The sequence below is a fragment of the Streptomyces sp. NPDC024017 genome (genome assembly GCF_040638895.1).
GTDB lineage: Bacteria > Actinomycetota > Actinomycetes > Streptomycetales > Streptomycetaceae > Streptomyces.
The window spans coordinates 934,144-956,403 of the sequence record NZ_JBEZYZ010000001.1 but is presented as its reverse complement, the minus strand read 5'-3'; the positions used below and the strand labels follow the sequence as shown (position 1 = coordinate 956,403).

Below are 22,260 nucleotides of genomic sequence, written 5' to 3'. Positions count from 1 at the left end.
ACGCTGATCCGAGCCTGTCACGAGCCGTTGACAGGCTCGATCGGCATGTAGGTACGCCGTACCCACGAAGTACGACGACTCGAGTGCGGGACGAGAGCCATGTACGAGGAAGAACAGCGACCGGACCACGGACCCCTGGCGGGTTTCACCGTGGGTGTGACGGCCGCGCGCCGGGCCGATGAGCTCGGGGTGCTGCTGCAGCGACGCGGTGCCGCCGTCCTGCACGCCCCTGCCCTGCGGATCGTGCCGCTCGCCGACGACAGCGAGCTGCTGGCCGCGACGAAGGAGATCATCGAGCAGGTGCCGGACATCGTCGTGGCCACGACCGCGATCGGCTTCCGGGGCTGGGTCGAGGCCGCCGACGGCTGGGGGCTGGGGGAGGAGCTGCTGGCGCGGCTGGGCACCGTACGGATCATGGCGCGCGGGCCGAAGGTCAAGGGCGCGGTCCGGGCCGCCGGGCTGACGGAGGAGTGGTCGCCGTCGTCGGAGTCCATGGCGGAGGTGCTGGACCGGCTGCTGGAGGAGGGCGTCGACGGGCTGCGGATCGCGATCCAGCTGCACGGTGAGCCGCTGCCCGGGTTCGTGGAGGCGCTGCGGGCGGGCGGGGCCGAGGTGCTCGGGGTGCCCGTCTACCGCTGGATGCCGCCGGAGGACATTACGCCGGTCGACCGTCTGCTGGACGCGACGGTCTCCCGGGCCCTGGACGCGGTCACCTTCACCAGTGCCCCGGCCGCGGCCTCCCTCCTCTCCCGGGCGGAGGAGCGCGGACTGCTCGACGAGGTCCTGGCGGCTCTGAGCCATGACGTCCTGTCGGCCTGCGTGGGCCCGGTCACCGCACTGCCCCTGCAGTCCCGCGGCATCGACACGATCCAGCCCGAACGCTTCCGGCTCGGCCCCCTGGTCCAGTTGCTCTGCCAGGAGCTCCCCGGGCGGGCCCGTTCCCTTCCCGTCGCCGGGCACCGCGTGGAGATCCGCGGCCACGCCGTCCTGGTCGACGGCGACCTCAAACCGGTCCCGCCCGCCGGCATGTCCCTCCTGCGCGCCCTGTCCCGGCGCCCCGGCTGGGTCGTCGCCCGCGCGGACCTCCTGCGCGCCCTGCCCGGCTCCGGCCGCGACGAACACGCGGTGGAGACCGCCATGGCCCGCCTGCGCACGGCCCTCGGCACGCCGAAGCTGATCCAGACGGTGGTCAAGCGGGGCTACCGCCTGGCCCTCGACCCGAGCGCGGAAACGAAGTACGGGGACGCGTGAGCCCGCCCGGGGGTTGAGCCAGAACAGGCCGGCTGCGACCTGAACTGTGGGACGTTCCGCTCCGGCGTGGCCTGAACGCGTGTCACCTCCGGGTGTCCGTCGCGTCGAGGTGTGTGCGAGGGGTTTCCGGCGTCGTGGCGGGCAGGCACTGTAGGAGGGAGCGGTTTACCGGCCCTCTCACTGGCGTCTCACCCAAGCCCTCGCGACCGGGGTGAACCCCTAGGCGGTGACAGGCACATGGCACTGGGTACGGCCACGGCCCCGTACGAGCTGCGGTTCGATGCCGGGCGGATCTGCCTGGATCTGCTCTCCACCACGCACCCGGAGGAGCGGCTCGACTCCGTCGACGTGCTGCGCGCCTGGATCACCGGCTCCGGACTCGTCCCGGCGGACACCGCCCTGGCCCACGCCGACACCGGCTGGCTGCTCGCCTTCCGTGAACTGCGCGCCCAGATCGACCGGTTGGTGCGCTGCCGGCCGAGACCCGGAGCCGCGACGTACGACCTCGCCCTCGCCCGCGTCAACGACCTGGCCCGCACCGCGCCCCCGGCCCCGCGGGCGGTCCGCGGCGAAGACGGCCAGCTTCTGCGGCGGTTGGACGGCCCGCCCGGCTGCGCGGCCCTGCTCGCGGCGGTCGCCCGGGACGCCGTGGACCTGCTGACCGACCCCGTCGCCCGCGCGGCCCTGCGCCAGTGCGAAGGGGACAACTGCCCCATCGTGTACCTCGACACCTCCCGGGGACGCAGGAGGCGCTGGTGCTCCAGTGAGGTCTGCGGAAACCGCGAACGCGTCGCCCGGCATCGTCGCCGCGCGGCACTCGCCCGTGCCTGAAACGGAGTTGAGTGGTCGCTGCATTCAATTTCCCTGTCCTAAATGCGACTTCTGCGACCGCACTGTCGAAGTGATTTCGATTACATGTTGTTTACCTACGCCACCGTAGGGAAGGCCTGGCTTGATCTTGCCGATGTGGCGGAAATGTAAAGAACGCGGGGTGGGAATGTGACTCCATGTCCCGCTCGTCACGTCATCTCGAAGAAATCTGTCGGGTCTGATTGAACGCCCAACCGCTCGCGTCCGTACGGCATGTGGAGCGACCGACTGGGGGAACCCCCGGACACCGGAGGTGGGCGTGCGCAAGGATTCCGTCGTGGCCAATGAACGTGCACCGAGGGCCCGACATCGCATGTCCCAGCCCTCGGAACCCGATGAGGAGCTGATGCGTGCGCTCTATCGCGAACACGCCGGACCCCTGCTGGCATACGTCCTGCGCCTGGTCGCCGGCGACCGGCAGCGCGCCGAGGACGTCGTCCAGGAGACGCTCATCCGTGCCTGGAAGAACGCCGGTCAGCTCAACAGAGCGACCGGATCGGTACGCCCCTGGCTGGTGACGGTCGCCCGGCGCATCGTCATCGACGGCCACCGCAGCCGGCAGGCCCGGCCGCAGGAGGTCGACCCGTCGCCGCTGGAGGTCATTCCCGCGGAGGACGAGATCGACAAGGCGCTGTGGCTGATGACTCTCTCGGACGCACTCGACGACCTGACCCCCGCCCACCGGGAGGTGCTCGTCGAGACGTATTTCAAGGGGCGTACCGTCAATGAGGCGGCCGAGACCCTGGGCATACCCAGCGGAACCGTCCGCTCCAGGGTCTTCTACGCCCTGCGTTCGATGAAGCTGGCACTGGAGGAGCGGGGGGTGACGGCGTGATGAGTGTTTACGGGGGTAATCAGGGATTCGGTACGGGAGGCATGGGTATGTCTGGACCCATGCAGGAGTCCCCGGTGCCGAATGAGCACGAGACCGTCGGCGCCTACGCCCTCGGCATCCTCGACGACGCCGAGGCAACCGCTTTCGAAGCCCACCTCGCGACCTGCGAATGGTGCGCCCAGCAGCTCGACGAACTGGCCGGCATGGAGCCGATGCTCGCCGCCCTCGCCGATCTGCCCGGCTCGGGCAGCACACCCGCGATCGGCGAGTCGCTGTCCGCGAAGCCCAGGCCCCGCCTGGTGGAGAAGCTGGTCGACGAGGTCGCCGACCGACGCGCCCAGAAGCGCCGCCGCAGCTTCTACATGGTGGCCGCGGCCGGTGCGCTGATCATCGGCGGCCCCTTCGTGGCGGTCGCGACGAACGGCGGCGGCGACGGCGGCGGTGCGGAGAACCGCCCGCTCGCGGCGAGCCCCGCCAAGGCCGCCTTCGACGGCATCTCCGACAAGATCACCGCCACCGACCCGAACACCAAGGTCTCCGCGACGGTCGCCCTCCAGAAGAAGGACTGGGGGACGGGCGTGGTCACCGAGCTCAAGAACGTCAGGGGCCCGCTCAAGTGCGCCCTCGTCGCGGTCGGCAAGAACGGCGAGCGCGAGACCCTGTCCTCCTGGTCCGTCCCGGAGTGGGGCTACGGCCTCCCGGACGCCAAGTCCGACAAGGCCAAGGAGCCCTTGTACGTCCAGGGTGGCGCCGCCTTCGAGCCGAACGAGATCGACCACTTCGAGGTCGTGACCTTCGACGGCAAGCGGCTGGTCGAGGTCGACGCGTAGGTCTGTCCGGTCGTCCGGCAGGCGCCATTGGGGCAACAGGTCCCGCGCCTGCCCGCCAGCCCGTAGCTTCCGGGGGTCCCCTTCGCGTACGGTTGACGGCTGCCCAGCACGTCAGAAGGGGGCCCGGTGGCCGTTCAGGCTCACAGACAAGGCGCGGTCGGTTCGGTGCACGACTCGGTTCGTGACCGGGAGATCCGCGTCGAACAGGAACACCTGGACCGGGTGTACCGGCGCCTCGAGGAGAAGATCCACGAGGCGGAGTACCTCATGCAGGACGCGGCCCGGCGCGGCCAGGTCGGCACCCCCGGCGCACTCGCCGAGCGGGACGCGCAGGTCTTCCGCGCAGGCATCCACCTCAACCGGCTGAACAACGAGTTCGAGGACTTCCTCTTCGGCCGTATCGACCTGCTGACCGGCAAGGACGGCAAGAAGGGCCCCGACGGGGCGTACACCGCGATCGAGCCGGCGGAGGGGGCCGTACGCCCCGACAACACCGCCGACATCGCCGAAACCCTGCACATCGGCCGCATCGGCGTCCTCGACCAGGACTACGCGCCGCTGGTCATCGACTGGCGGGCCCCGGCGGCCGCCCCCTTCTACCGCTCCACCCCGGTCGACCCCGGCCGCGTCGTCCGCCGCCGCGTCATCCGCTCCAAGGGACGCCAGGTGCTCGGCGTCGAGGACGACCTGATGCGCCCCGAGCTGACGGCGTACCTCGACGGTGACGAACTGCCCGTCATCGGCGACGGCGCCCTGATGGCCGCGCTCGGGCAGGCCCGCAGCCACACCATGCGCGACATCGTCGCCTCCATCCAGGCCGAGCAGGACCTGGTCATCCGCGCCCCCGCCGCCTCCGTGACCTACGTCGAGGGCGGCCCCGGCACCGGCAAGACCGCCGTCGCCCTGCACCGTGCCGCCTACCTCCTCTACCAGGACCGGCGCCGCTACGCCGGGGGCATCCTGATCGTCTCGCCGACCCCGCTGCTCGTCGCCTACACCGAGGGCGTCCTGCCCTCCCTCGGCGAGGAGGGCCAGGTCGCCATCCGCGCCATCGGCTCCCTGGTCGAGGGCAGCGAGGCCACCCTCTACGACTCCCCGGCCGTGGCCCGCGCCAAGGGCTCCTCCCGCATGCTGAAGGTGCTGCGGAAGGCCGCGCGCGGCGCCCTGGAGCTGAACGATCCACCGGCCCGGCTGCGCGTGGTCGCCTTCGGCCGCCGCCTGGAGCTGGAGGCCCGGGAACTGGACGGCGTCCGCAGCGCGGCCCTCGGCGGCACCGCCCCCGTGAACCTGCTGCGCCCCCGCGCCCGCAAGCTCCTCCTGGACGCCCTGTGGGAGCAGTCCGGCGCGGCCGGCCGGCACAGCGACCCCGAGCTCGCGGCCGAGCTGCGTTCCTCCTTCGACGAGGACATCACCTCCGAGGACGACTTCATCGCGTTCCTCGACGCCTGGTGGCCGGAGCTGACCCCGGCGGCCGTCCTGGACGCCATGGCCGACGAACGGCGCCTCGGCCGCTGGGCCCGGCGGATCCTCAACCCCGGCGAGGTCCGCAAGGTCGCCCGCTCCCTCAGGCGCGAGGGCCGCTCGGTGCACGACATCGCCCTGCTCGACGAGCTCCAGGCCGTCCTCGGCGCCCCGGCCCGCCCCCGCAAGAGGCGCGACCTCGACCCGCTCGACCAGCTCACCGGCCTGGAGGAGCTGATGCCGGTGCGCGAGGAGTCGCAGCGCGAGCGCGCCGAACGCCTCGCGCAGGAGCGCGTCGAGTACGCCCACGTCATCGTCGACGAGGCCCAGGACCTCACCCCGATGCAGTGGCGCATGGTCGGCCGCCGCGGCCGGCACGCCACCTGGACGGTCGTCGGCGACCCGGCCCAGTCCTCCTGGTCCGACCCGGACGAGGCCGCCCAGGCACGCGACGAGGCCCTCGGCACCCGCCCCCGCCGCCGCTTCGAACTCACAGTGAACTACCGCAACCCGGCCGAGATCGCCGAGCTGGCCTCGAAGGTGCTCGCCCTCGCCATGCCCGGCTCCGTGTCGCCGAGGGCGGTCCGCTCCACCGGCGTCGAACCCCGCTTCACCGTCGTGGAGGACACGCTGGGCGCGACCGTCCGTGACGAGGCGGCCCGGCTGCTGGAGCGCGTCGACGGCACGGTCGGCGTGGTCGTCGCCATGCAGCGCCGCGAGGAGGCCCGCCGCTGGCTCGCCGGCCTCGACGACCGGGTCGTGGCCCTCGGCAGCCTGGAGGCCAAGGGCCTGGAGTACGACGCGACGGTCGTGGTCTCCCCGGCGGAGATCGCCGACGAGTCCCCGGCCGGCCTGCGCGTTCTCTACGTCGCACTGACCCGGGCCACCCAGCAGCTCACGGTCGTCTCGGCCGACCGGGACGAGCCCGACGCGGCGGGAGTTCCGGACCTGCTCAGGGACTGAGGCCCGATACCCACTTGTCGGCGAAATGAACTACCGGTACGGGAATGGCCTTACGGGATCTGTTTGTTAGCCTGGATGTGGCACCGGCTCGATCCAAGCCCCCGGGCCCAACCTTCGTCGCTACGAGCGACCACTTGCCGCGAGGCGAGCATGGCGGGTCGGTGCCACCTCACTTGAGGAAGAGGCCCACGTCCACGTGACGTGGGTCTCTTTTTGCTGGCCCATTCCGCGAACAAAACGTTCGCAATCGAGGGTGGCTACCTGCTACTCAGCGGTAGGTGCGACGATCGGACGGCACAAATCAGCGTCAGGTGAAAGCAGAGGAAGTCGGCCATGGCAACGGCGCCCAGCGTCTCCTACTCGATGACGGTCCGGCTGGAGGTGCCCGCGAGCGGAACCGCCGTTTCGCAGCTCACCACCGCCGTGGAGTCCTCCGGAGGCTCGGTGACCGGCCTCGACGTCACCGCATCCGGTCACGAGAAGCTCCGTATCGACGTCACCATCGCGGCGTCGTCGACCGCGCACGCGGACGAGATCGTGGAGGAACTCCGCGGCATCGAGGGCGTCACGCTGGGCAAGGTCTCGGACCGGACCTTCCTCATGCACCTCGGCGGCAAGATCGAGATGGCGTCCAAGCACCCCATCCGCAACCGTGACGACCTGTCCATGGTCTACACGCCGGGCGTGGCCCGCGTGTGCATGGCGATCGCCGAGAACCCCGAGGACGCCCGCCGCCTCACCATCAAGCGCAACTCCGTTGCGGTCGTGACGGACGGCTCCGCCGTGCTGGGCCTGGGCAACATCGGCCCCAAGGCCGCGCTGCCCGTCATGGAGGGCAAGGCGGCCCTCTTCAAGCGGTTCGCCGGCATCGACGCCTGGCCGATCTGCCTCGACACCCAGGACACCGACGCGATCGTCGAGATCGTCAAGGCGATCGCCCCGGGCTTCGCGGGCATCAACCTCGAGGACATCTCCGCCCCGCGCTGCTTCGAGATCGAGGCCCGGCTGCGCGAGGCCCTGGACATCCCCGTCTTCCACGACGACCAGCACGGCACCGCGATCGTCGTCCTCGCCGCCCTGACGAACGCACTGCGCGTCACCGGAAAGGCGATCGAGAACATCCGCGTCGTCATGTCCGGCGCCGGCGCGGCCGGTACGGCCATCCTGAAGCTGCTGCTCGCCGCCGGCGTCAAGAACGCCGTCGTCGCCGACATCCACGGTGTCGTGCACGCGGGCCGCGAGGACCTGGTGGACGCCGCCCCGGACTCGGCGCTGCGCTGGATCGCCGACAACACCAACCCCGAGGGCCTCACGGGCACCCTGAAGGAGGCCGTGCGCGGCGCCGACGTCTTCATCGGCGTCTCGGCCCCGAACGTCCTCGACGGCGACGACGTGGCCGCCATGGCCGACGGCGCGATCGTGTTCGCGCTTGCGAACCCGGACCCCGAGGTCGACCCGGCAATCGCCCGCCAGACCGCGGCCGTCGTCGCCACCGGCCGCTCGGACTTCCCGAACCAGATCAACAACGTGCTGGTCTTCCCGGGTGTCTTCCGCGGTCTGCTGGACGCGCAGTCCCGGACCGTCAACACCGAGATGATGCTGGCCGCCGCGACGGCCCTGGCGGACGTGGTGACCGAGGACGAGCTGAACCCGAACTACATCATCCCGAGCGTCTTCAACGACAAGGTCGCGGGCGCGGTCGCCGGTGCCGTGCGGGAGGCCGCCAAGGCGGTCGGCGCGGGGTCGGGCAGCCCGACCGGCGTCTGAGGCCGAAGCCGTCCGGGCCCCCGCGGGGGTTTGGGGGGCGCCGTCCCCCGGACTGTGAGTAACCCCACGGCGGCCTGGAACCCGGCGCGTCGCAAGAACCCTGTCAGCAGCGGAGCTATCGTGGCGCCAGGCTCAGGCCCTCTTTTCGTGTGACTCCCCAAGGGTGTTCTCACGACTCCAGCGGGTGCCGGATTGGCTTTCCCGCCGCAGGTAGGGGCAGGATGCGTCCCTGGGCGCGAGGGTCTGACGACGGACCCGGGTCCGGGGACTCATCGAGGACCCTGGCAGCATCGGCTTCGATCTGACGCCTCAACGGCAAGATGAACACGGGAGTAACAACATGAACCGCAGTGAGCTGGTGGCCGCGCTGGCCGACCGCGCCGAGGTGACTCGCAAGGACGCCGACGCCGTGCTGGCCGCGTTCGCCGACGTCGTCGGCGACATCGTCTCCAAGGGCGACGAGAAGGTCACCATCCCCGGCTTCCTGACCTTCGAGCGCACCCACCGTGCCGCTCGCACCGCCCGCAACCCGCAGACCGGCGAGCCCATCCAGATCCCCGCCGGTTACAGCGTGAAGGTCTCCGCGGGCTCGAAGCTCAAGGAAGCGGCCAAGGGCAAGTAACCCTGCCGTTCGTACGCCGACGGTGTACGAACCACAGTGAGTGACATCAAAGGGGCGGCCACCCGAACCGGGTGGCCGCCCCTTTGGCGTCACTGCACGCGCCGCTACCCGAGCGCCTTGCCCGGCAGCTCGACCTTCGCGCCGAGCTCCATGAGCTTCTCCATGAAGTTCTCGTAGCCGCGGTTGATGAGGCCGATGCCGTGGACGCGGGACGTCCCCTGGGCCGCCAGGGCCGCGATCAGGTACGAGAAGCCGCCGCGGAGGTCGGGGATGACCAGGTCCGCGCCCTGGAGCCTGGTCGGGCCCGAGACGACGGCCGAGTGGAGGAAGTTGCGCTGGCCGAAGCGGCAGTCCGAGCCGCCCAGGCACTCGCGGTAGAGCTGGATGTGCGCGCCCATCTGGTTCAGGGCGGACGTGAAGCCGAGGCGGGACTCGTAGACCGTCTCGTGGACGATGGACAGGCCCGTGGCCTGGGTCAGGGCCACCACCAGCGGCTGCTGCCAGTCGGTCTGGAAACCGGGGTGGACGTCCGTCTCCAGCGCGATGGACTTCAGCTGGCCGCCGGGGTGCCAGAAGCGGATGCCCTCGTCGTCGATCTCGAAGGCACCCCCCACCTTCCGGTAGGTGTTCAGGAACGTCATCATCGAGCGCTGCTGCGCGCCGCGGACGTAGATGTTGCCCTCGGTCGCCAGCGCCGCCGACGCCCAGGAGGCGGCCTCCAGCCGGTCCGACAGGGCGTGGTGGGTGTAGCCGCCGAGTTTGTCCACACCGGTGATGCGGATGGTCCGGTCGGTGTCCATCGCGATGATCGCGCCCATCTTCTGCAGCACGCAGATGAGGTCCTCGATCTCCGGCTCGACGGCCGCGTTGGACAGCTCCGTGACGCCCTCCGCGAGGACCGCCGTCAGCAGCACCTGCTCGGTCGCGCCGACGGACGGGTACGGCAGCCGGATCTTCGTGCCGCGCAGCCGCTGCGGCGCCTCCAGGTACTGCCCGTCGTCCCGCTTCTCGATGCGCGCGCCGAACTGCCGCAGCACGTCGAAGTGGAAGTCGATCGGACGGCCGCCGATGTCGCAGCCGCCGAGACCGGGGATGAACGCGTGGCCGAGGCGGTGCAGCAGCGGTCCGCAGAACAGGATCGGGATACGGCTCGAACCCGCGTGGGCATCGATGTCAGCGACGTTCGCGCTCTCCACGCGCGTCGGATCCATCACCAGTTCGCCGGGCTGGTCACCCGGACGGACCGTCACACCGTGCAGCTGCAGCAGACCCCGTACGACCCGAACGTCGCGGATGTCCGGAACATTGCGCAGCCGGCTCGGAGCGCTGCCCAGCAGCGCTGCGACCATGGCCTTCGGTACGAGGTTCTTCGCACCGCGGACACGGATCTCGCCCTCCAGCGGGGTTCCGCCGTGGACAAGCAGGACATCGTCGTTGACGGTCATGAATCTCGCGTTCCATGGAGTCGGGCAGGGGCCAGGAGGGAAAGGGTAATCGCCCACCACCCCCCTTCTGTAAGCCTGAGGCGGACCCAGCCACGTCATAGCTCTGTCACAACACGAACGGTTCCGTGCCGGGCACGTGGGGTCACGGTCGCTTTTGTGCGCATGGGACGCTCCGGTGCGCCCGCCCGTCTCCCACCGCCACCCTCAACCGAGGCCTTACCAGGCCACCTTTTCGATTCATGGCTGCGTGCCCTCCCTGTGCCGCATTGCCTCCCCACGCGAAGGGAGAATGCGGGATCATGTCTGCCATGACCGAGGTGTCCTCGCTCACAGGGCGGTTGCTCGTGGCCACCCCCTCCCTGGCGGACCCGAACTTCGACCGCGCGGTGGTGCTGCTCCTCGACCACGACGAGGAGGGCTCCCTCGGTGTCGTCCTCAATCGCCCCACCCCGGTGGGCGTGGGCGACATCCTGGAGGGCTGGGGGGATCTCGCCGTGGAACCGGGTGTCGTGTTCCAGGGCGGTCCGGTGTCGCTGGACTCGGCCCTCGGTGTCGCGGTCGTCCCCGGCGGCGCGTCCGGCGAGGCCGCCCCGCTGGGCTGGCGCCGGGTGCACGGCGCGATCGGTCTGGTCGATCTGGAGGCCCCGCCGGAGCTGCTGGCCTCCGCCCTCGGCTCCCTGCGCATCTTCGCCGGGTACGCCGGCTGGGGCCCGGGACAGCTGGAGGACGAGCTGGTCGAGGGCGCGTGGTACGTCGTCGAATCGGAGCCCGGTGACGTGTCGTCCCCTTCTCCCGAGCGGCTCTGGCGCGAGGTGCTGCGCCGCCAGCGCAGCGAGCTGGCGATGGTGGCGACGTACCCGGACGACCCTTCGCTCAACTGATGTCTGTGAGCTTCAGTACCCTTGGCCCTATGAGCACTCTCGAGCCCGAGCGCGGGACTGGTACGGGGACCCTCGTTGAGCCGACGCCGCAGACCTCGCATGGTGACGGTGACCACGAGCGCTTCGCCCATTACGTCCAGAAGGACAAGATCATGGCGAGCGCCCTCGACGGCACCCCCGTCGTGGCGCTGTGCGGCAAGGTCTGGGTGCCGGGCCGCGACCCGAAGAAGTACCCCGTGTGTCCCATGTGCAAGGAGATCTACGAGTCCATGAGCTCCGGCGACGACGACAACGGCAAGGGCGACAAGTAGGCCCGGCCCACGGGGCGTGAGGCCCCCAGGGTGCGTTTTGCGCGCCCTGGGGGCCTTTGTGCTGTCCGGGCGTTGCAAGGGGTGCGTCCGCCGGTCACAGAGTGGTTGAGACCTCTTGTGGGCGTGTTCATGCAGTCCCTAGCCTCCGAAGTGTTGTGCACAGCGAAACCTTCATTGCGCATGTTGCAACACTCTCTCGGAGGAACACTCCATGAAGCTGTCCGTCCGTCTTGCCGGGCTCACCGCGCTCACCGCTCTCCTGGCCACCGCCTGCGCGCCCCAGACCTCCTCGAACTCCTCCTCCGACAAGGACGAGAAGACCGGCACGCTCCGCGTCTGGCTCTTCCAGGAGGTCGGCAACGACCCCAAGGAGAAGGTCGTCGACTCCGTCGTCGCCGGCTTCGAGAAGGCCCACGAGGGCACCGAGGTCGACGTCGAGTACATCCCCGTCGAGACCCGCGCCCAGCGCGTCAAAGCCGCCTTCAACGACCCCGCCTCCGCGCCCGACGTGATGGAGTACGGCAACACCGACACGGCCGGCTATGTGAAGGACGGCGGACTCCTCGACGTCACGGAGGAGTTCGGCGACTGGAGCGAGGCGAAGGACACCGACCCGACGGCGAAGCAGTCGGTGACGGTGGACGGCAAGCTCTACGGCGCCCCGTTCTACGTCGGCGTCCGCGCCCTGTACTACCGCACGGACGTCTTCGAGGAGCTCGGCCTGTCCGTCCCGAGGACGATGGACGAACTCGCCTCCACGGCCCGCGCGATACGCGCCGCGAAGCCCGAGCTGTACGGGCTGGTGGTCGGCGGCGCCTACACCTACGGCGCGATGCCGTTCGTGTGGGCCCACGGCGGTGAGCTCGCGAGCGGCAAGGGCGGCTCCTACGCCTCCGGCATCGACAGCCCCGAGGCCCGCAAGGGCATCAAGGCGTACACCTCCCTCTTCGGCGACGACAACTGCCCGGCCGCCAAGTGCGCGGGCATGGGCGGCAACGACACGGTCTCCGCGTTCGCCGCGGGGAAGGCGGGCATGGCGATCGGCGGCGACTTCAGCCACACCGCCGTCGAGGCCGGCAAGGTCAAGGGCAAGTACGCCGTCGTCCCGCTGCCGGGAGTGAAGTCCGGCTCGATCGCTCCGGCCTTCGCGGGCGGCAACAACATCGGCGTCCTGAAGAGCACGTCCCACCGCACGCTCGCCGTCCGGCTGATGGAGCAGCTCGCCTCGAAGAAGACGCAGAGCGAACTCTTCGACGCGATGGGCTTCCTGCCGACCTTCACGGACGTCCGGCAGCAGGTCGCACGGCAGGAACCGTTCGTGAAGCCCTTCGTGCAGACCCTCTCCGCCGGCACCGAGTTCGTCCCGGCGTCGCCCGCCTGGGCCCAGATCGACTCCTCCCTCGTCCTGCCGACCATGTTCCAGGAGGTCATCAGCGGCAAGAAGGACGTCGCGAAGGCCTCCGAGGACGCCGCGAAGAAGATGAACACCGCGTTCGGCTCCGCGGGGTGAGCCCGGTGAACGACCGCACGGAATCGGCTGAAACGGGCGGGGAGGTGCCTGCAACCGGTGTGGGCGCGCCTGAAGCCGGTGTGGAGAAGGCCGCCTCCGCGAGGTCGGCCCCGGCCGGGAGGACTCGGGAGGCCTCGGCCGAGGCCCGCGCCGGGCAGGGCGGCGATTCGCCGGGCGGGCCCTCGGCCGAGGACGCTCGCGGGAAGCGCAGCGGCCGGGCGGGTCCGCGCCGGCCCGGGCCGGGCAGGTCCCCGCGCGCCGGCGGCTGGACGCCCTGGCTGTATCTCGCGCCCGCGCTCGTCGTGCTCGGCGGGCTGCTCGTCTACCCGATCTGGCAGCTCGGGCTGATCTCCTTCTTCCAGTACACACAGGCGCAGGTCAGCGGTGGGGAGCCGGCCACCTTCGAGGGGTTCGGGAACTACGCCGAGCTGTTCGGGGACCCGCAGTTCTGGCAGGTGCTCCTCGCCACCGTGCTGTTCGCGACGGCCTGTGTCGTCTCCACGCTCGCCGTCGGCTGCGCCCTCGCGGTACTCCTCACGCGCGTGCGGGCCGTACCGCGGCTCGCGCTGATGCTGGCCGCCCTGGGCGCGTGGGCGACCCCGGCCGTGACCGGCTCCACGGTGTGGCTGTTCCTCTTCGACCCGGACTTCGGCCCGGTGAACCGAATGCTGGGCCTGGGCGACCACTCGTGGACCTACGGCCGTCTCAGCGCCTTCTTCCTCGTGCTGCTCGAAGTGGTCTGGTGCTCCTTCCCGTTCGTGATGGTGACCGTGTACGCGGGGATCCGAGCCGTACCAGTCGAAGTACTGGAGGCCGCCTCCCTCGACGGCGCCTCGCAGTGGCGCATCTGGCGCTCCGTACTCGCCCCGATGCTCCGGCCGATCCTGGTCGTCGTCACCATCCAGTCGGTCATCTGGGACTTCAAGGTCTTCACGCAGATCTACGTCATGACGAACGGCGGCGGCATCGCCGGCCAGAACCTCGTCCTGAACGTCTACGCCTACCAGCAGGCCTTCGCGTCCTCGCAGTACGGCCTCGGCTCGGCGATCGGCGTCGTCATGCTGCTGATCCTGCTCGCCGTCACCCTGATGTACCTGAGGCTGCTGCGCCGGCAGGGGGAGGAACTGTGAATCCTGTACGCGCCCGTGTGCGCCGCCCGGGCCGGCTGGCAGCGGAGGCCTTCGCCCTGCTGACCACGGTCGTCGTCGCCTTCCCCCTCTACTGGATGGTGCTCAGCGCCTTCAAACCGGCCGGGGAGATCGAGTCCGGCGAACCCAGGCCGTGGACGCTCGCGCCCTCGCTGGATTCCTTCCGACGGGTCCTCGGGCAGCAGGAATTCGGCCGCTACTTCCTCAACAGCCTCGCCGTCGCGGGCTGTGTCGTGATCGCCTCCGGGCTGATCGCGTTTCTCGCCGCAACCGCGGTCACACGATTCCGCTTCCGCCTCCGGACCACCCTTCTGATCATGTTTCTGGTGGCCCAGATGGTGCCCGTGGAAGCCCTCACGATCCCCTTGTTCTTCCTCATGCGGGACGCCGGTCAGCTGAACACGCTGGGCTCGCTGATCCTGCCCCACATCGCCTTCTCACTGCCCTTCGCGATCTGGATGCTGCGGGGGTTCGTGAAAGCCGTTCCGGAGGCGCTGGAGGAGGCCGCGTACATCGACGGAGCGACCCGGGCGCGATTCCTCTGGCAGATCCTTTTCCCGCTCGTCCTGCCGGGTCTCGTGGCCACCAGCGTGTTTTCGTTCATCTCCGCCTGGAACGACTTCCTGTTCGCCAAGTCGTTCATCATCAGTGACACATCGCAGTCGACGCTGCCGATGGCCCTGCTCGTCTTCTACAAGCCCGACGACCCCGACTGGGGCGGAGTCATGGCCGCCTCCACGGTCATGACGATCCCGGTCCTTGTCTTCTTCGTACTCGTACAGCGGCGCCTGGTCTCCGGACTGGGCGGAGCGGTGAAGGACTGACGTGACCGAACTGATTCCGGCGCCCCGCGGTGCCGTCGCCGGTTCCGGCGAGGTGCGGCTGACGCGCCACTCCCGGCTCTACGCCGACACCGGAACGGAAGGCGTCGGCCACTGGCTGAGCGTCGCCCTCCGGCAGGCCACCGGCCTGCCGCTGCGCGAGGGGCGGGAGCTCGACGACGCCGAGGGCGGCATCGGGCTGCAACTCGACCCCGGCCTCGGCCCCGAGGAGTACCGCCTCGTCAGCGACGGCTCCGGCGTCCTCATCGAGGGCGGCAGCGCGGCCGGTGTCTTCTGGGGCGCCCAGACCCTGCGGCAGCTTCTCGGCCCCGACGCGTACCGCAGGGCCCCGCTCGGGAGGGACCGCGCCTGGGCCGTGCCGTACCTCACGATCGAGGACGCCCCCCGATTCCGCTGGCGCGGCCTGATGCTCGACGTCGCCCGGCACTTCATGCCCAAGGAAGGCGTGCTGCGTTACCTCGATCTGATGGCGGCGCACAAACTCAACGTCTTCCACTTCCATCTGACGGACGACCAGGGCTGGCGCATCGAGATCAAGCGGCATCCGCGGCTGACCGGGATCGGCTCCTGGCGCGCCCGTACGAAAACCGGCCACCGGGCCTCGCCGTTGTGGGAGGACAAGCCGCACGGCGGCCACTACACCCAGGACGACATCCGGGAGATCGTCGCCTACGCCGCCGAGCGGCATATCACCGTCGTCCCCGAAATCGACGTACCGGGCCACTCGCAGGCCGCCATCGCCGCGTACCCGGAACTCGGCAACACCGACGTCATCGACACGACCGCCCTCTCCGTCTGGGACACCTGGGGAATCAACCCGAACGTACTCGCCCCCACTGACAACACCCTGCGCTTCTACGAGGGCGTCTTCGAGGAAGTACTCGAGCTGTTCCCCTCGGAGTTCGTGCACATCGGCGGCGACGAATGCCCCAAGGACCAGTGGCGGCGGTCGAAGACGGCGCAGGCGCGCATCAGGGAACTCGGGCTCGCGGACGAGGACGAGCTCCAGTCCTGGTTCATCGGGCACTTCGACACCTGGCTCGCCGAGCGCGGCCGCCGGCTGATCGGCTGGGACGAGATCCTGGAGGGCGGCCTGGCCGAGGGCGCCGCCGTCTCCTCCTGGCGCGGTTACGCGGGAGGCATCGCCGCCGCCCGGGCCGGCCACGACGTCGTCATGTGCCCCGAGCAGCAGGTGTACCTGGACCACCGTCAGGCCCCGGGGCCCGAGGAGCCGGTACCGATCGGGTGGGTGCGCACCCTGGAGGACGTCTACCGGTTCGAGCCCGTTCCACCGGAGTTGACGCCCGAGGAGGCCCGGCACGTGCTGGGCACGCAGGCCAACCTGTGGACCGAGGTGATGGAGGACCAGGCGCGCGTGGACTACCAGGCCTTCCCCCGCCTCGCGGCCTTCTCGGAGGTCGCCTGGAGCGCCCTGCCCGCCCCGGCGGAACGGGACTTCGCCGGTTTCCAGCGCCGTATGGCCGCGCACTACGGGCGACTCGACGCCCTGGGCGTCGCCTACCGGCCCCCCACGGGCCCGCTGCCCTGGCAGCGGCGCCCCGGGGTGCTGGGCCGCCCGATCGACGGCCCGCCGCCCCACCGGTAGCAGCCCGTCGCGACCGAACAGCTCGAACAGGCCACGGAAAAAGCGCACAAGGGTCACCGAAAGTGCCAATCGGCATGCACTGGTGAACCTGTGCGAAAACGGACCATCTCGCCGGTGAGGTGGGCGAATGCCTCCTAGCGGACCCGTGTCTTCGGCTCTCGCCAAGATGTGCCAGAGTTGCCACGTCCGCCCTGTCAGCACGTACCGTACGGCAGCACAGGTGGGACCAGGTGGGGCAGCGGGAAGGGGCAGCCGGTTTGACCACGCACGCACCGCAGGCGGCGCAGGCCGTCACGCTGCCCACGACGCTGGACGAGGCCGTCGCGGCGCTCACCGCCGTGCCCGCCGCCGTGCCCGTCGCCGGTGGCACCGACCTGATGGCCGCCGTCAACTCCGGGCAGCTCAGGCCCGCCGCGCTGGTGGGACTCGGCCGGATCAGCGAGATCCGCGGCTGGCAGTACCTGGACGGTCACGCACTGCTCGGCGCGGGCCTCACACACGCGCGCATGGGCCGCCCCGACTTCGCGGCCCTGATCCCGGCGCTCGCCGCCGCCGCGCGCGCCGCGGGCCCGCCGCACATCCGCAACGCGGGCACTCTGGGCGGCAACATCGCCTCGGCCGCCCCCACCGGGGACGCGCTGCCGGTGCTGGCCGCACTGGAGGCGACTCTGATCATCGCGGGCCCGGGCGGAGCCCGCCGGGAGATCCCCGTGTCGCACCTGCTGGCCGGGGTGGACATGCTGCGCGCCGGCGAACTCATCGGCTACGTGCGCGTGCCGCTGCTGCACGCCCCGCAGGTCTTCCTGAAGGCGACCGGCCGGACCGGCCCGGGGCGCGCGGTGGCGTCCGTGGCCCTGGTCCTGGACCCCGCACGCCGGGGCGTGCGCTGCGCGGTGGGTGCCATAGCGCCGATGCCGCTGCGGCCTCTGGAGGCCGAGCAGTGGGTCGGCAGCCTCATCGACTGGGACAACAACCGCGCGCTCGTCCCGGAGGCCCTGAACGCCTTCGGGGAGTACGTCGCCGCGGCCTGCATCCCCGACGCGGCGCCGGCCGAGGACGGCTCGGTCGCGCAGCTTCCGCCCGCCGTACTGCACCTGCGGCGCACCGTCGCCGCGCTGGCCCGACGAGCACTGGGGAGGGCGCTGTCGTGACCGACGACCAGCACGGAGAGGGCACGCCCCGGGGCGGCAGCCGCTGGGACCCGCTGCCCCAGGGCGAGTACGACGACGGCGCCACGGCCTTCGTCGAACTCCCCGAGGGGGGCGTCGACGCCCTGCTGGCCGCCGACAGCCCCCTGGCCGCGCCCGGCCACGGCTACGTGCCGCCGCAGATAACGGTCAACCCCGCCACGACGGCCGGTACCGACCCGGCGGCCACGGGCGCGTGGCCGGTGCCGGGTGCGCCGGTCGACGGGGCGCAGTGGCACGACCCGAACGCCGGGTACCCGCAGCACGGCCACGAGCACGGCGCGCACCAGCAGCAGGGCCACGACGTGCCCGAGCAGTCGTACGGCGGCACGGACACGCCGTACGACCCCGGGACGCCCTACGGCTCCGACGCGGCGGCGCGGCAGCACGGCGGGGACGACCGGTTCACGTACAACCCGGGGGCGACCGGGCAGTGGAACTTCGAGGAGACCGCGGCAGCGGCCGAGGCCGCGCCCGGCCATGACGTGACCGGGCAGTGGTCCATCCCCGTCGCCGACGGCGACCTTCCGGACGAATCGGGCGAGTTCACCACGTCCTCGCTGGTCGAGCAGTGGGGCGGCACCCCGCCGGCCACGCTGCCGGGCGGCGCGCCCGCGCCCTGGGCGACGCAGGCCGCGGGCCTGCCGTGGGGGCAGGACTCGCAGGACCCGGCGGCGCAGGAGGAGGCCGGGCCGGGCTACCCCCACGAGCACGAGTACGGGCACGGCGACGCCGGACCGGCCTCCGGATACGCGCCGGAGCAGCAGGACGCCGGGCCGCTGCCGCAGGAGACGGACCCGGATGCCGGAACCGGGCACCCGCGGGACGCGCACGCGCCGGGGGTCCATGAGGACACCGGCCACGCGCACCGGCCCGGGGAGTTCGGCCAGGCGCCGGAGTCGCCGGAAGACGCCGGCCACGGGCCGGAGATGCCGGGCGACGGCCACGCGCCCGAGTCCTCGGGGAACGCCGCGTACGCGCCCGGGGAGCCCGGGGCGGCCGGTCACGGGGCGGACCCGTCCCGTTTCGCCGACCACGCGCCGGAGCACTCCGAGTTCCCCGAGCACGGGCCGGAGGCGTCCGGCACCGCCGCTCACCCGATGCCCCCTCACGCGCCCGGGCAGCCGTACCCCGAGGCCCCCGGCGAGTACGCCGTGGAGCCCCTGCCCGAGGCGCACACGGAAGCCGCCGCGCTCCCGCAGGACGCGCAGGAAGCCTCACAGGCCGCTCCCGGACCCGGTGAGCCCTCCGAGGACGCTCCAGGGGCCCCGGAGGCCGCTGACAGCGCCTCCGAGCCCGCTTCCGGGCCCGTCCCGGCCCTCGGGGACGCCGACACCGGCCCGGAGACCGCCGACGGCGAGGCCCAGGACGACCCGGCCCCGGACGAGGACCCGGCCACCGCCGCGGCCGACCCGGCCGGCGGCCCGGACGCGCCGGCCGTCGCCGCCCCGCACGACGTCCCCCCCGCCGCCCCCCAGGAGGAACACCCCCTCGCCTCCTACGTCCTGCGCGTCAACAGCACCGACCGCCCCGTCACCGACGCGTGGATCGGCGAGTCCCTGCTGTACGTGCTCCGTGAGCGGCTCGGACTCGCCGGCGCCAAGGACGGCTGCTCGCAGGGCGAGTGCGGCGCGTGCAACGTCCAGGTCGACGGGCGGCTCGTGGCGTCCTGCCTCGTCCCGGCCGTGACCGCCGCCGGCAGCGAGGTCCGCACCGTCGAGGGCCTGGCCGAGGACGGGCAGCCGTCGGACGTGCAGCGGGCGCTCGCGCGCTGCGGCGCCGTCCAGTGCGGCTTCTGCGTCCCGGGCATGGCGATGACCGTGCACGACCTCCTGGAGGGCAACCCGGCGCCCACCGAGCTGGAGACCCGCCAGGCGCTGTGCGGCAACCTGTGCCGCTGCTCCGGCTACCGGGGCGTGGTCGACGCCGTCAAGGAGGTCGTCGCCGAACGCGAGGCCCACTCCGCGCCCGCCGACGGCGACACCGACGAGGCCCGCATCCCGCACCAGGCCGGCCCGGGCGCCGGTGGCGTGAACGCGTCGGCCTTCGGAGTGCTTCCGGAACCGCACACCCCGGAACCGCACTCCCCAGAACCGCATGAGCAGCCCTACGGCCGGGACGGAGGCCCCGCGTGAGCAACGAAGCAGCCACCGCTCAAACCGCGGAGGCCGCCCCCGCCCCCGCCCCCGAACCGCTTCCGCACGGCATCGGCGCCTCGCTCCCGCCCGCCGACGCCCGCGCCAAGACGGAGGGCACCTTCCCGTACGCCGCCGACCTGTGGGCCGAGGGCCTGCTGTGGGCGGCCGTGCTGCGCTCACCGCACCCGCACGCGCGCATCGTGTCCATCGACACCACCCACGCGCGTGAGATGCCCGGCGTCCGCGCCGTCGTCACCCACGAGGACATCCCCGGCAGGCCGTTGCACGGCCGCCGTACGGCCGACCGCCCGGTCTTCGCCTCCGAGGTCGTGCGCCACCACGGCGAGCCCATCGCGGCCGTCGCCGCCGACCACCCGGACACCGCGCGCATGGCGGCGGCCGCCGTCATCGTCGAGTACGAGGTGCTCGACCCGGTGACCGACCCGGAGCAGGCATTCGAGGCCGAGCCGCTGCACCCCGACGGCAACCTGATCCGGCACATCCCGCTGCGCCACGGCGACCCGGAGGCGGCCGGCGAGATCGTCGTCGAGGGCCTGTACCGCATCGGCCGCCAGGACCCCGCGCCCATCGGCGCCGAGGCGGGCCTGGCCGTGCCGCGCCCGGACGGCGGGGTGGAGCTGTACCTCGCCTCCACCGACCCGCACGCCGACCGCGACACGGCCGCCGCCGCGTTCGGCCTGGAACCCGAGCGCGTCAAGATCGTCGTGACCGGCGTCCCCGGCGCCACGGCCGACCGCGAGGACCAGGGCTTCCAGCTCCCGCTCGGCCTGCTGGCGCTGCGCACCGGCTGCCCGGTGAAGCTCACCGCTACGCGCGAGGAGTCCTTCCTCGGCCACGTCCACCGGCACCCCACCCTGCTGCGCTACCGCCACCACGCCGACGCCGAGGGCAGACTCGTCAAGGTCGAGGCGCAGATCCTGCTCGACGCGGGCGCCTACGCCGACACCTCCGCCGAGGCCCTGGCCGCCGCCGTCGCCTTCGCCTGCGGCCCGTACGTCGTCCCGAACGCCTTCATCGAGGGCTGGGCCGTACGCACCAACAACCCCCCGTCCGGCCACGTACGCGGCGAAGGCGCCATGCAGGTCTGCGCCGCCTACGAGGCACAGATGGACAAGATCGCGAAGAAGCTCGGCATCGACCCGGCCGAAGTGCGCCTGCGCAACGCCCTGGCGACCGGTGACGTGCTGCCGACCGGCCAGACCGTGACGTGCCCGGCCCCGGTCGCCGAACTCCTCCAGGCCGTACGGGACTTCCCGCTGCCGCCGCTGCCCAAGGACACGCCCGAGGACGAGTGGCTGCTGCCCGGCGGACCCGAGGGCGCGGGCGAACCGGGCGCGGTGCGCCGGGGCGTGGGCTACGGCGTGGGCATGGTGCACATGCTCGGCGCGGAGGGCGCGGACGAGGTCTCCACGGCGACCGTGAAGGTCCACGACGGCGTCGCGACGGTCCTGTGCGCGGCCGTCGAGACCGGCCAGGGCTTCACGACCCTGGCCCGGCAGATCGTCCAGGAGACGCTCGGCGTCGACGAGGTGCACGTGGCGCCCGTCGACACCGACCAGCCCCCGGCGGGCGCGGGCTGCCGCGGCCGCCACACCTGGGTCTCGGGCGGGGCGGTGGAGCGCGCGGCCAAGATGGTCCGCACCCAGCTCCTCCAGCCGCTCGCCCACAAGTTCGGCATGTCGACGGAGCTGCTCCAGATCACCGACGGAAAGATCACGTCGTACGACGGGGTCCTCTCCACGACCGTCACCGAGGCGCTGGACGGCAAGGAACTGTGGGCCACCGCCCAGTGCCGCCCGCACCCGACCGAGCCGCTGAACGAGACCGGCCAGGGCGACGCCTTCGTGGGCATGGCCTTCTGCGCGATCCGCGCGGTGGTGGACGTGGACATCGAGATCGGTTCCGTACGGGTCGTGGAACTGGCCGTCGCCCAGGACGTGGGCCGCGTCCTGAACCCGGCCCAGCTCACCGCCCGGATCGAGGCGGGTGTGACCCAGGGCCTGGGCATCGCGCTCACCGAGAACCTCCGCACGCCGCGCGGCATCGTCCGCCACCCCGACCTGACCGGTTACGCCCTCCCGACCGCCCTCGACGCGCCCGACATCCGCATCGTCCGGCTGGTCGAGGAGCGGGACGTGGTCGCCCCCTTCGGGGCCAAGGCCGTCAGCGCGGTGCCGGTGGTGACGTCCCCGGCGGCCATCGCGTCCGCCGTCCGGGCCGCGACGGGCCGGCCCGTGAACCGGCTCCCGATCCGCCCCCAGGCCGCGGTGGTCACGGAACGGGCCTGAGGCCCGTGCTGCCGGCGGGGTCCACGGGTCCACCCGGACCCCGCGCACCGGACTCCCCTCGACGCTCCTGAAACTGACGGTGCGCCGGAGAGGGAAAGCGATTTCGGCGCAGAGGGAACGCGCGGGGGTCGTCCGAGCGTCCTGTGAGGTGGACGCGTGTCGTTTCGGGTGCGCGTTCGTGTTCCGTGGCGCTGTCAGTGGTGGGGCGTACTGTTCTGGGCAGTGGGGAACGGCTGCCGGGCTGGGCCGGGCGGTCTGCCGTGCTCCGCCAGGGGACGGTGAGC

Annotated in this window: 17 protein-coding genes; 16 read left to right on the top strand and 1 reads right to left on the bottom strand. The window is 71.7% G+C overall.

The window, feature by feature from the left end; all coding sequences use genetic code 11:
• Positions 1 to 99 precede the first annotated feature (99 nt).
• The 7 genes from AB0G20_RS04395 (at position 100) to AB0G20_RS04365 (ending at position 8,599) form a co-directional block, all read left to right on the top strand.
• On the top strand, positions 100 to 1,251 hold the full coding sequence (locus AB0G20_RS04395) for a uroporphyrinogen-III synthase (protein ID WP_361295558.1): 1,152 nt from the start codon (positions 100 to 102) through the stop codon (positions 1,249 to 1,251).
• A gap of 237 nt (positions 1,252 to 1,488) precedes the next feature.
• Positions 1,489 to 2,082 carry an ABATE domain-containing protein gene (locus AB0G20_RS04390; protein ID WP_361295555.1) on the top strand — a complete coding sequence of 198 codons (594 nt, stop codon included), beginning with the start codon at positions 1,489 to 1,491 and terminating at the stop codon, positions 2,080 to 2,082.
• Between the two features lie 352 nt (positions 2,083 to 2,434).
• On the top strand, positions 2,435 to 2,956 hold the full coding sequence (locus tag AB0G20_RS04385; protein WP_010039908.1) for a sigma-70 family RNA polymerase sigma factor: 522 nt from the start codon (positions 2,435 to 2,437) through the stop codon (positions 2,954 to 2,956).
• On the top strand, positions 2,956 to 3,786 hold the full coding sequence (locus tag AB0G20_RS04380) for a zf-HC2 domain-containing protein (protein ID WP_361295552.1): 831 nt from the start codon (positions 2,956 to 2,958) through the stop codon (positions 3,784 to 3,786). Before AB0G20_RS04385 ends, AB0G20_RS04380 begins: the two co-directional genes overlap by 1 nt.
• A gap of 126 nt (positions 3,787 to 3,912) precedes the next feature.
• Positions 3,913 to 6,210 (top strand): UvrD-helicase domain-containing protein, encoded by a 2,298-nt coding sequence (locus tag AB0G20_RS04375; RefSeq protein ID WP_361295549.1) that lies wholly within the window; start codon positions 3,913 to 3,915, stop codon positions 6,208 to 6,210.
• Positions 6,211 to 6,543: 333 nt separating this feature from the next.
• Complete coding sequence (locus AB0G20_RS04370; RefSeq protein WP_361295546.1) at positions 6,544 to 7,977, top strand: NAD-dependent malic enzyme; 1,434 nt, start codon at positions 6,544 to 6,546, stop codon at positions 7,975 to 7,977.
• Positions 7,978 to 8,317: 340 nt separating this feature from the next.
• On the top strand, positions 8,318 to 8,599 hold the full coding sequence (locus AB0G20_RS04365; protein ID WP_003990598.1) for an HU family DNA-binding protein: 282 nt from the start codon (positions 8,318 to 8,320) through the stop codon (positions 8,597 to 8,599).
• Between the two features lie 104 nt (positions 8,600 to 8,703).
• Here the strand turns inward: AB0G20_RS04365 and murA are convergent, their stop codons facing one another.
• Positions 8,704 to 10,044: a UDP-N-acetylglucosamine 1-carboxyvinyltransferase gene (gene murA / locus AB0G20_RS04360; RefSeq protein ID WP_361295543.1), complete on the bottom strand. Its 1,341-nt coding sequence runs from the start codon at positions 10,042 to 10,044 to the stop codon at positions 8,704 to 8,706.
• A gap of 308 nt (positions 10,045 to 10,352) precedes the next feature.
• Between murA and AB0G20_RS04355 the strand changes: the two genes are divergently transcribed.
• The 9 genes from AB0G20_RS04355 to AB0G20_RS04315 all read left to right on the top strand — a co-directional run bounded on the left by AB0G20_RS04355 (position 10,353) and on the right by AB0G20_RS04315 (position 21,976).
• On the top strand, positions 10,353 to 10,925 hold the full coding sequence (locus AB0G20_RS04355; protein WP_361295833.1) for a YqgE/AlgH family protein: 573 nt from the start codon (positions 10,353 to 10,355) through the stop codon (positions 10,923 to 10,925).
• 29 nt (positions 10,926 to 10,954) lie between these two features.
• Positions 10,955 to 11,236 carry a DUF3039 domain-containing protein gene (locus AB0G20_RS04350; RefSeq protein ID WP_104788937.1) on the top strand — a complete coding sequence of 94 codons (282 nt, stop codon included), beginning with the start codon at positions 10,955 to 10,957 and terminating at the stop codon, positions 11,234 to 11,236.
• Between the two features lie 211 nt (positions 11,237 to 11,447).
• Positions 11,448 to 12,746, top strand: a complete 1,299-nt coding sequence (locus AB0G20_RS04345; RefSeq protein WP_361295539.1) for an extracellular solute-binding protein — start codon at positions 11,448 to 11,450, stop codon at positions 12,744 to 12,746.
• Between the two features lie 278 nt (positions 12,747 to 13,024).
• A complete protein-coding gene (locus AB0G20_RS04340; protein ID WP_361295830.1) occupies positions 13,025 to 13,876 on the top strand; it encodes a sugar ABC transporter permease in 852 nt (283 codons plus the stop codon).
• The gene (locus AB0G20_RS04335) at positions 13,873 to 14,718 is read left to right on the top strand and encodes a carbohydrate ABC transporter permease (RefSeq protein WP_361295536.1); all 846 of its coding nucleotides are present in this window, start codon (positions 13,873 to 13,875) and stop codon (positions 14,716 to 14,718) included. The genes AB0G20_RS04340 and AB0G20_RS04335 overlap by 4 nt, the downstream gene beginning before the upstream one ends.
• A 1-nt stretch (position 14,719) precedes the next feature.
• On the top strand, positions 14,720 to 16,342 hold the full coding sequence (locus tag AB0G20_RS04330) for a beta-N-acetylhexosaminidase (protein ID WP_361295533.1): 1,623 nt from the start codon (positions 14,720 to 14,722) through the stop codon (positions 16,340 to 16,342).
• A gap of 257 nt (positions 16,343 to 16,599) precedes the next feature.
• Positions 16,600 to 17,493 carry an FAD binding domain-containing protein gene (locus AB0G20_RS04325; RefSeq protein ID WP_361295530.1) on the top strand — a complete coding sequence of 298 codons (894 nt, stop codon included), beginning with the start codon at positions 16,600 to 16,602 and terminating at the stop codon, positions 17,491 to 17,493.
• On the top strand, positions 17,490 to 19,664 hold the full coding sequence (locus AB0G20_RS04320) for a 2Fe-2S iron-sulfur cluster-binding protein (protein ID WP_361295527.1): 2,175 nt from the start codon (positions 17,490 to 17,492) through the stop codon (positions 19,662 to 19,664). Before AB0G20_RS04325 ends, AB0G20_RS04320 begins: the two co-directional genes overlap by 4 nt.
• Positions 19,661 to 21,976, top strand: coding sequence for a molybdopterin cofactor-binding domain-containing protein (locus AB0G20_RS04315; RefSeq protein ID WP_361295524.1), 2,316 nt, complete (start codon positions 19,661 to 19,663; stop codon positions 21,974 to 21,976). The genes AB0G20_RS04320 and AB0G20_RS04315 overlap by 4 nt, the downstream gene beginning before the upstream one ends.
• Positions 21,977 to 22,260 lie beyond the last annotated feature (284 nt).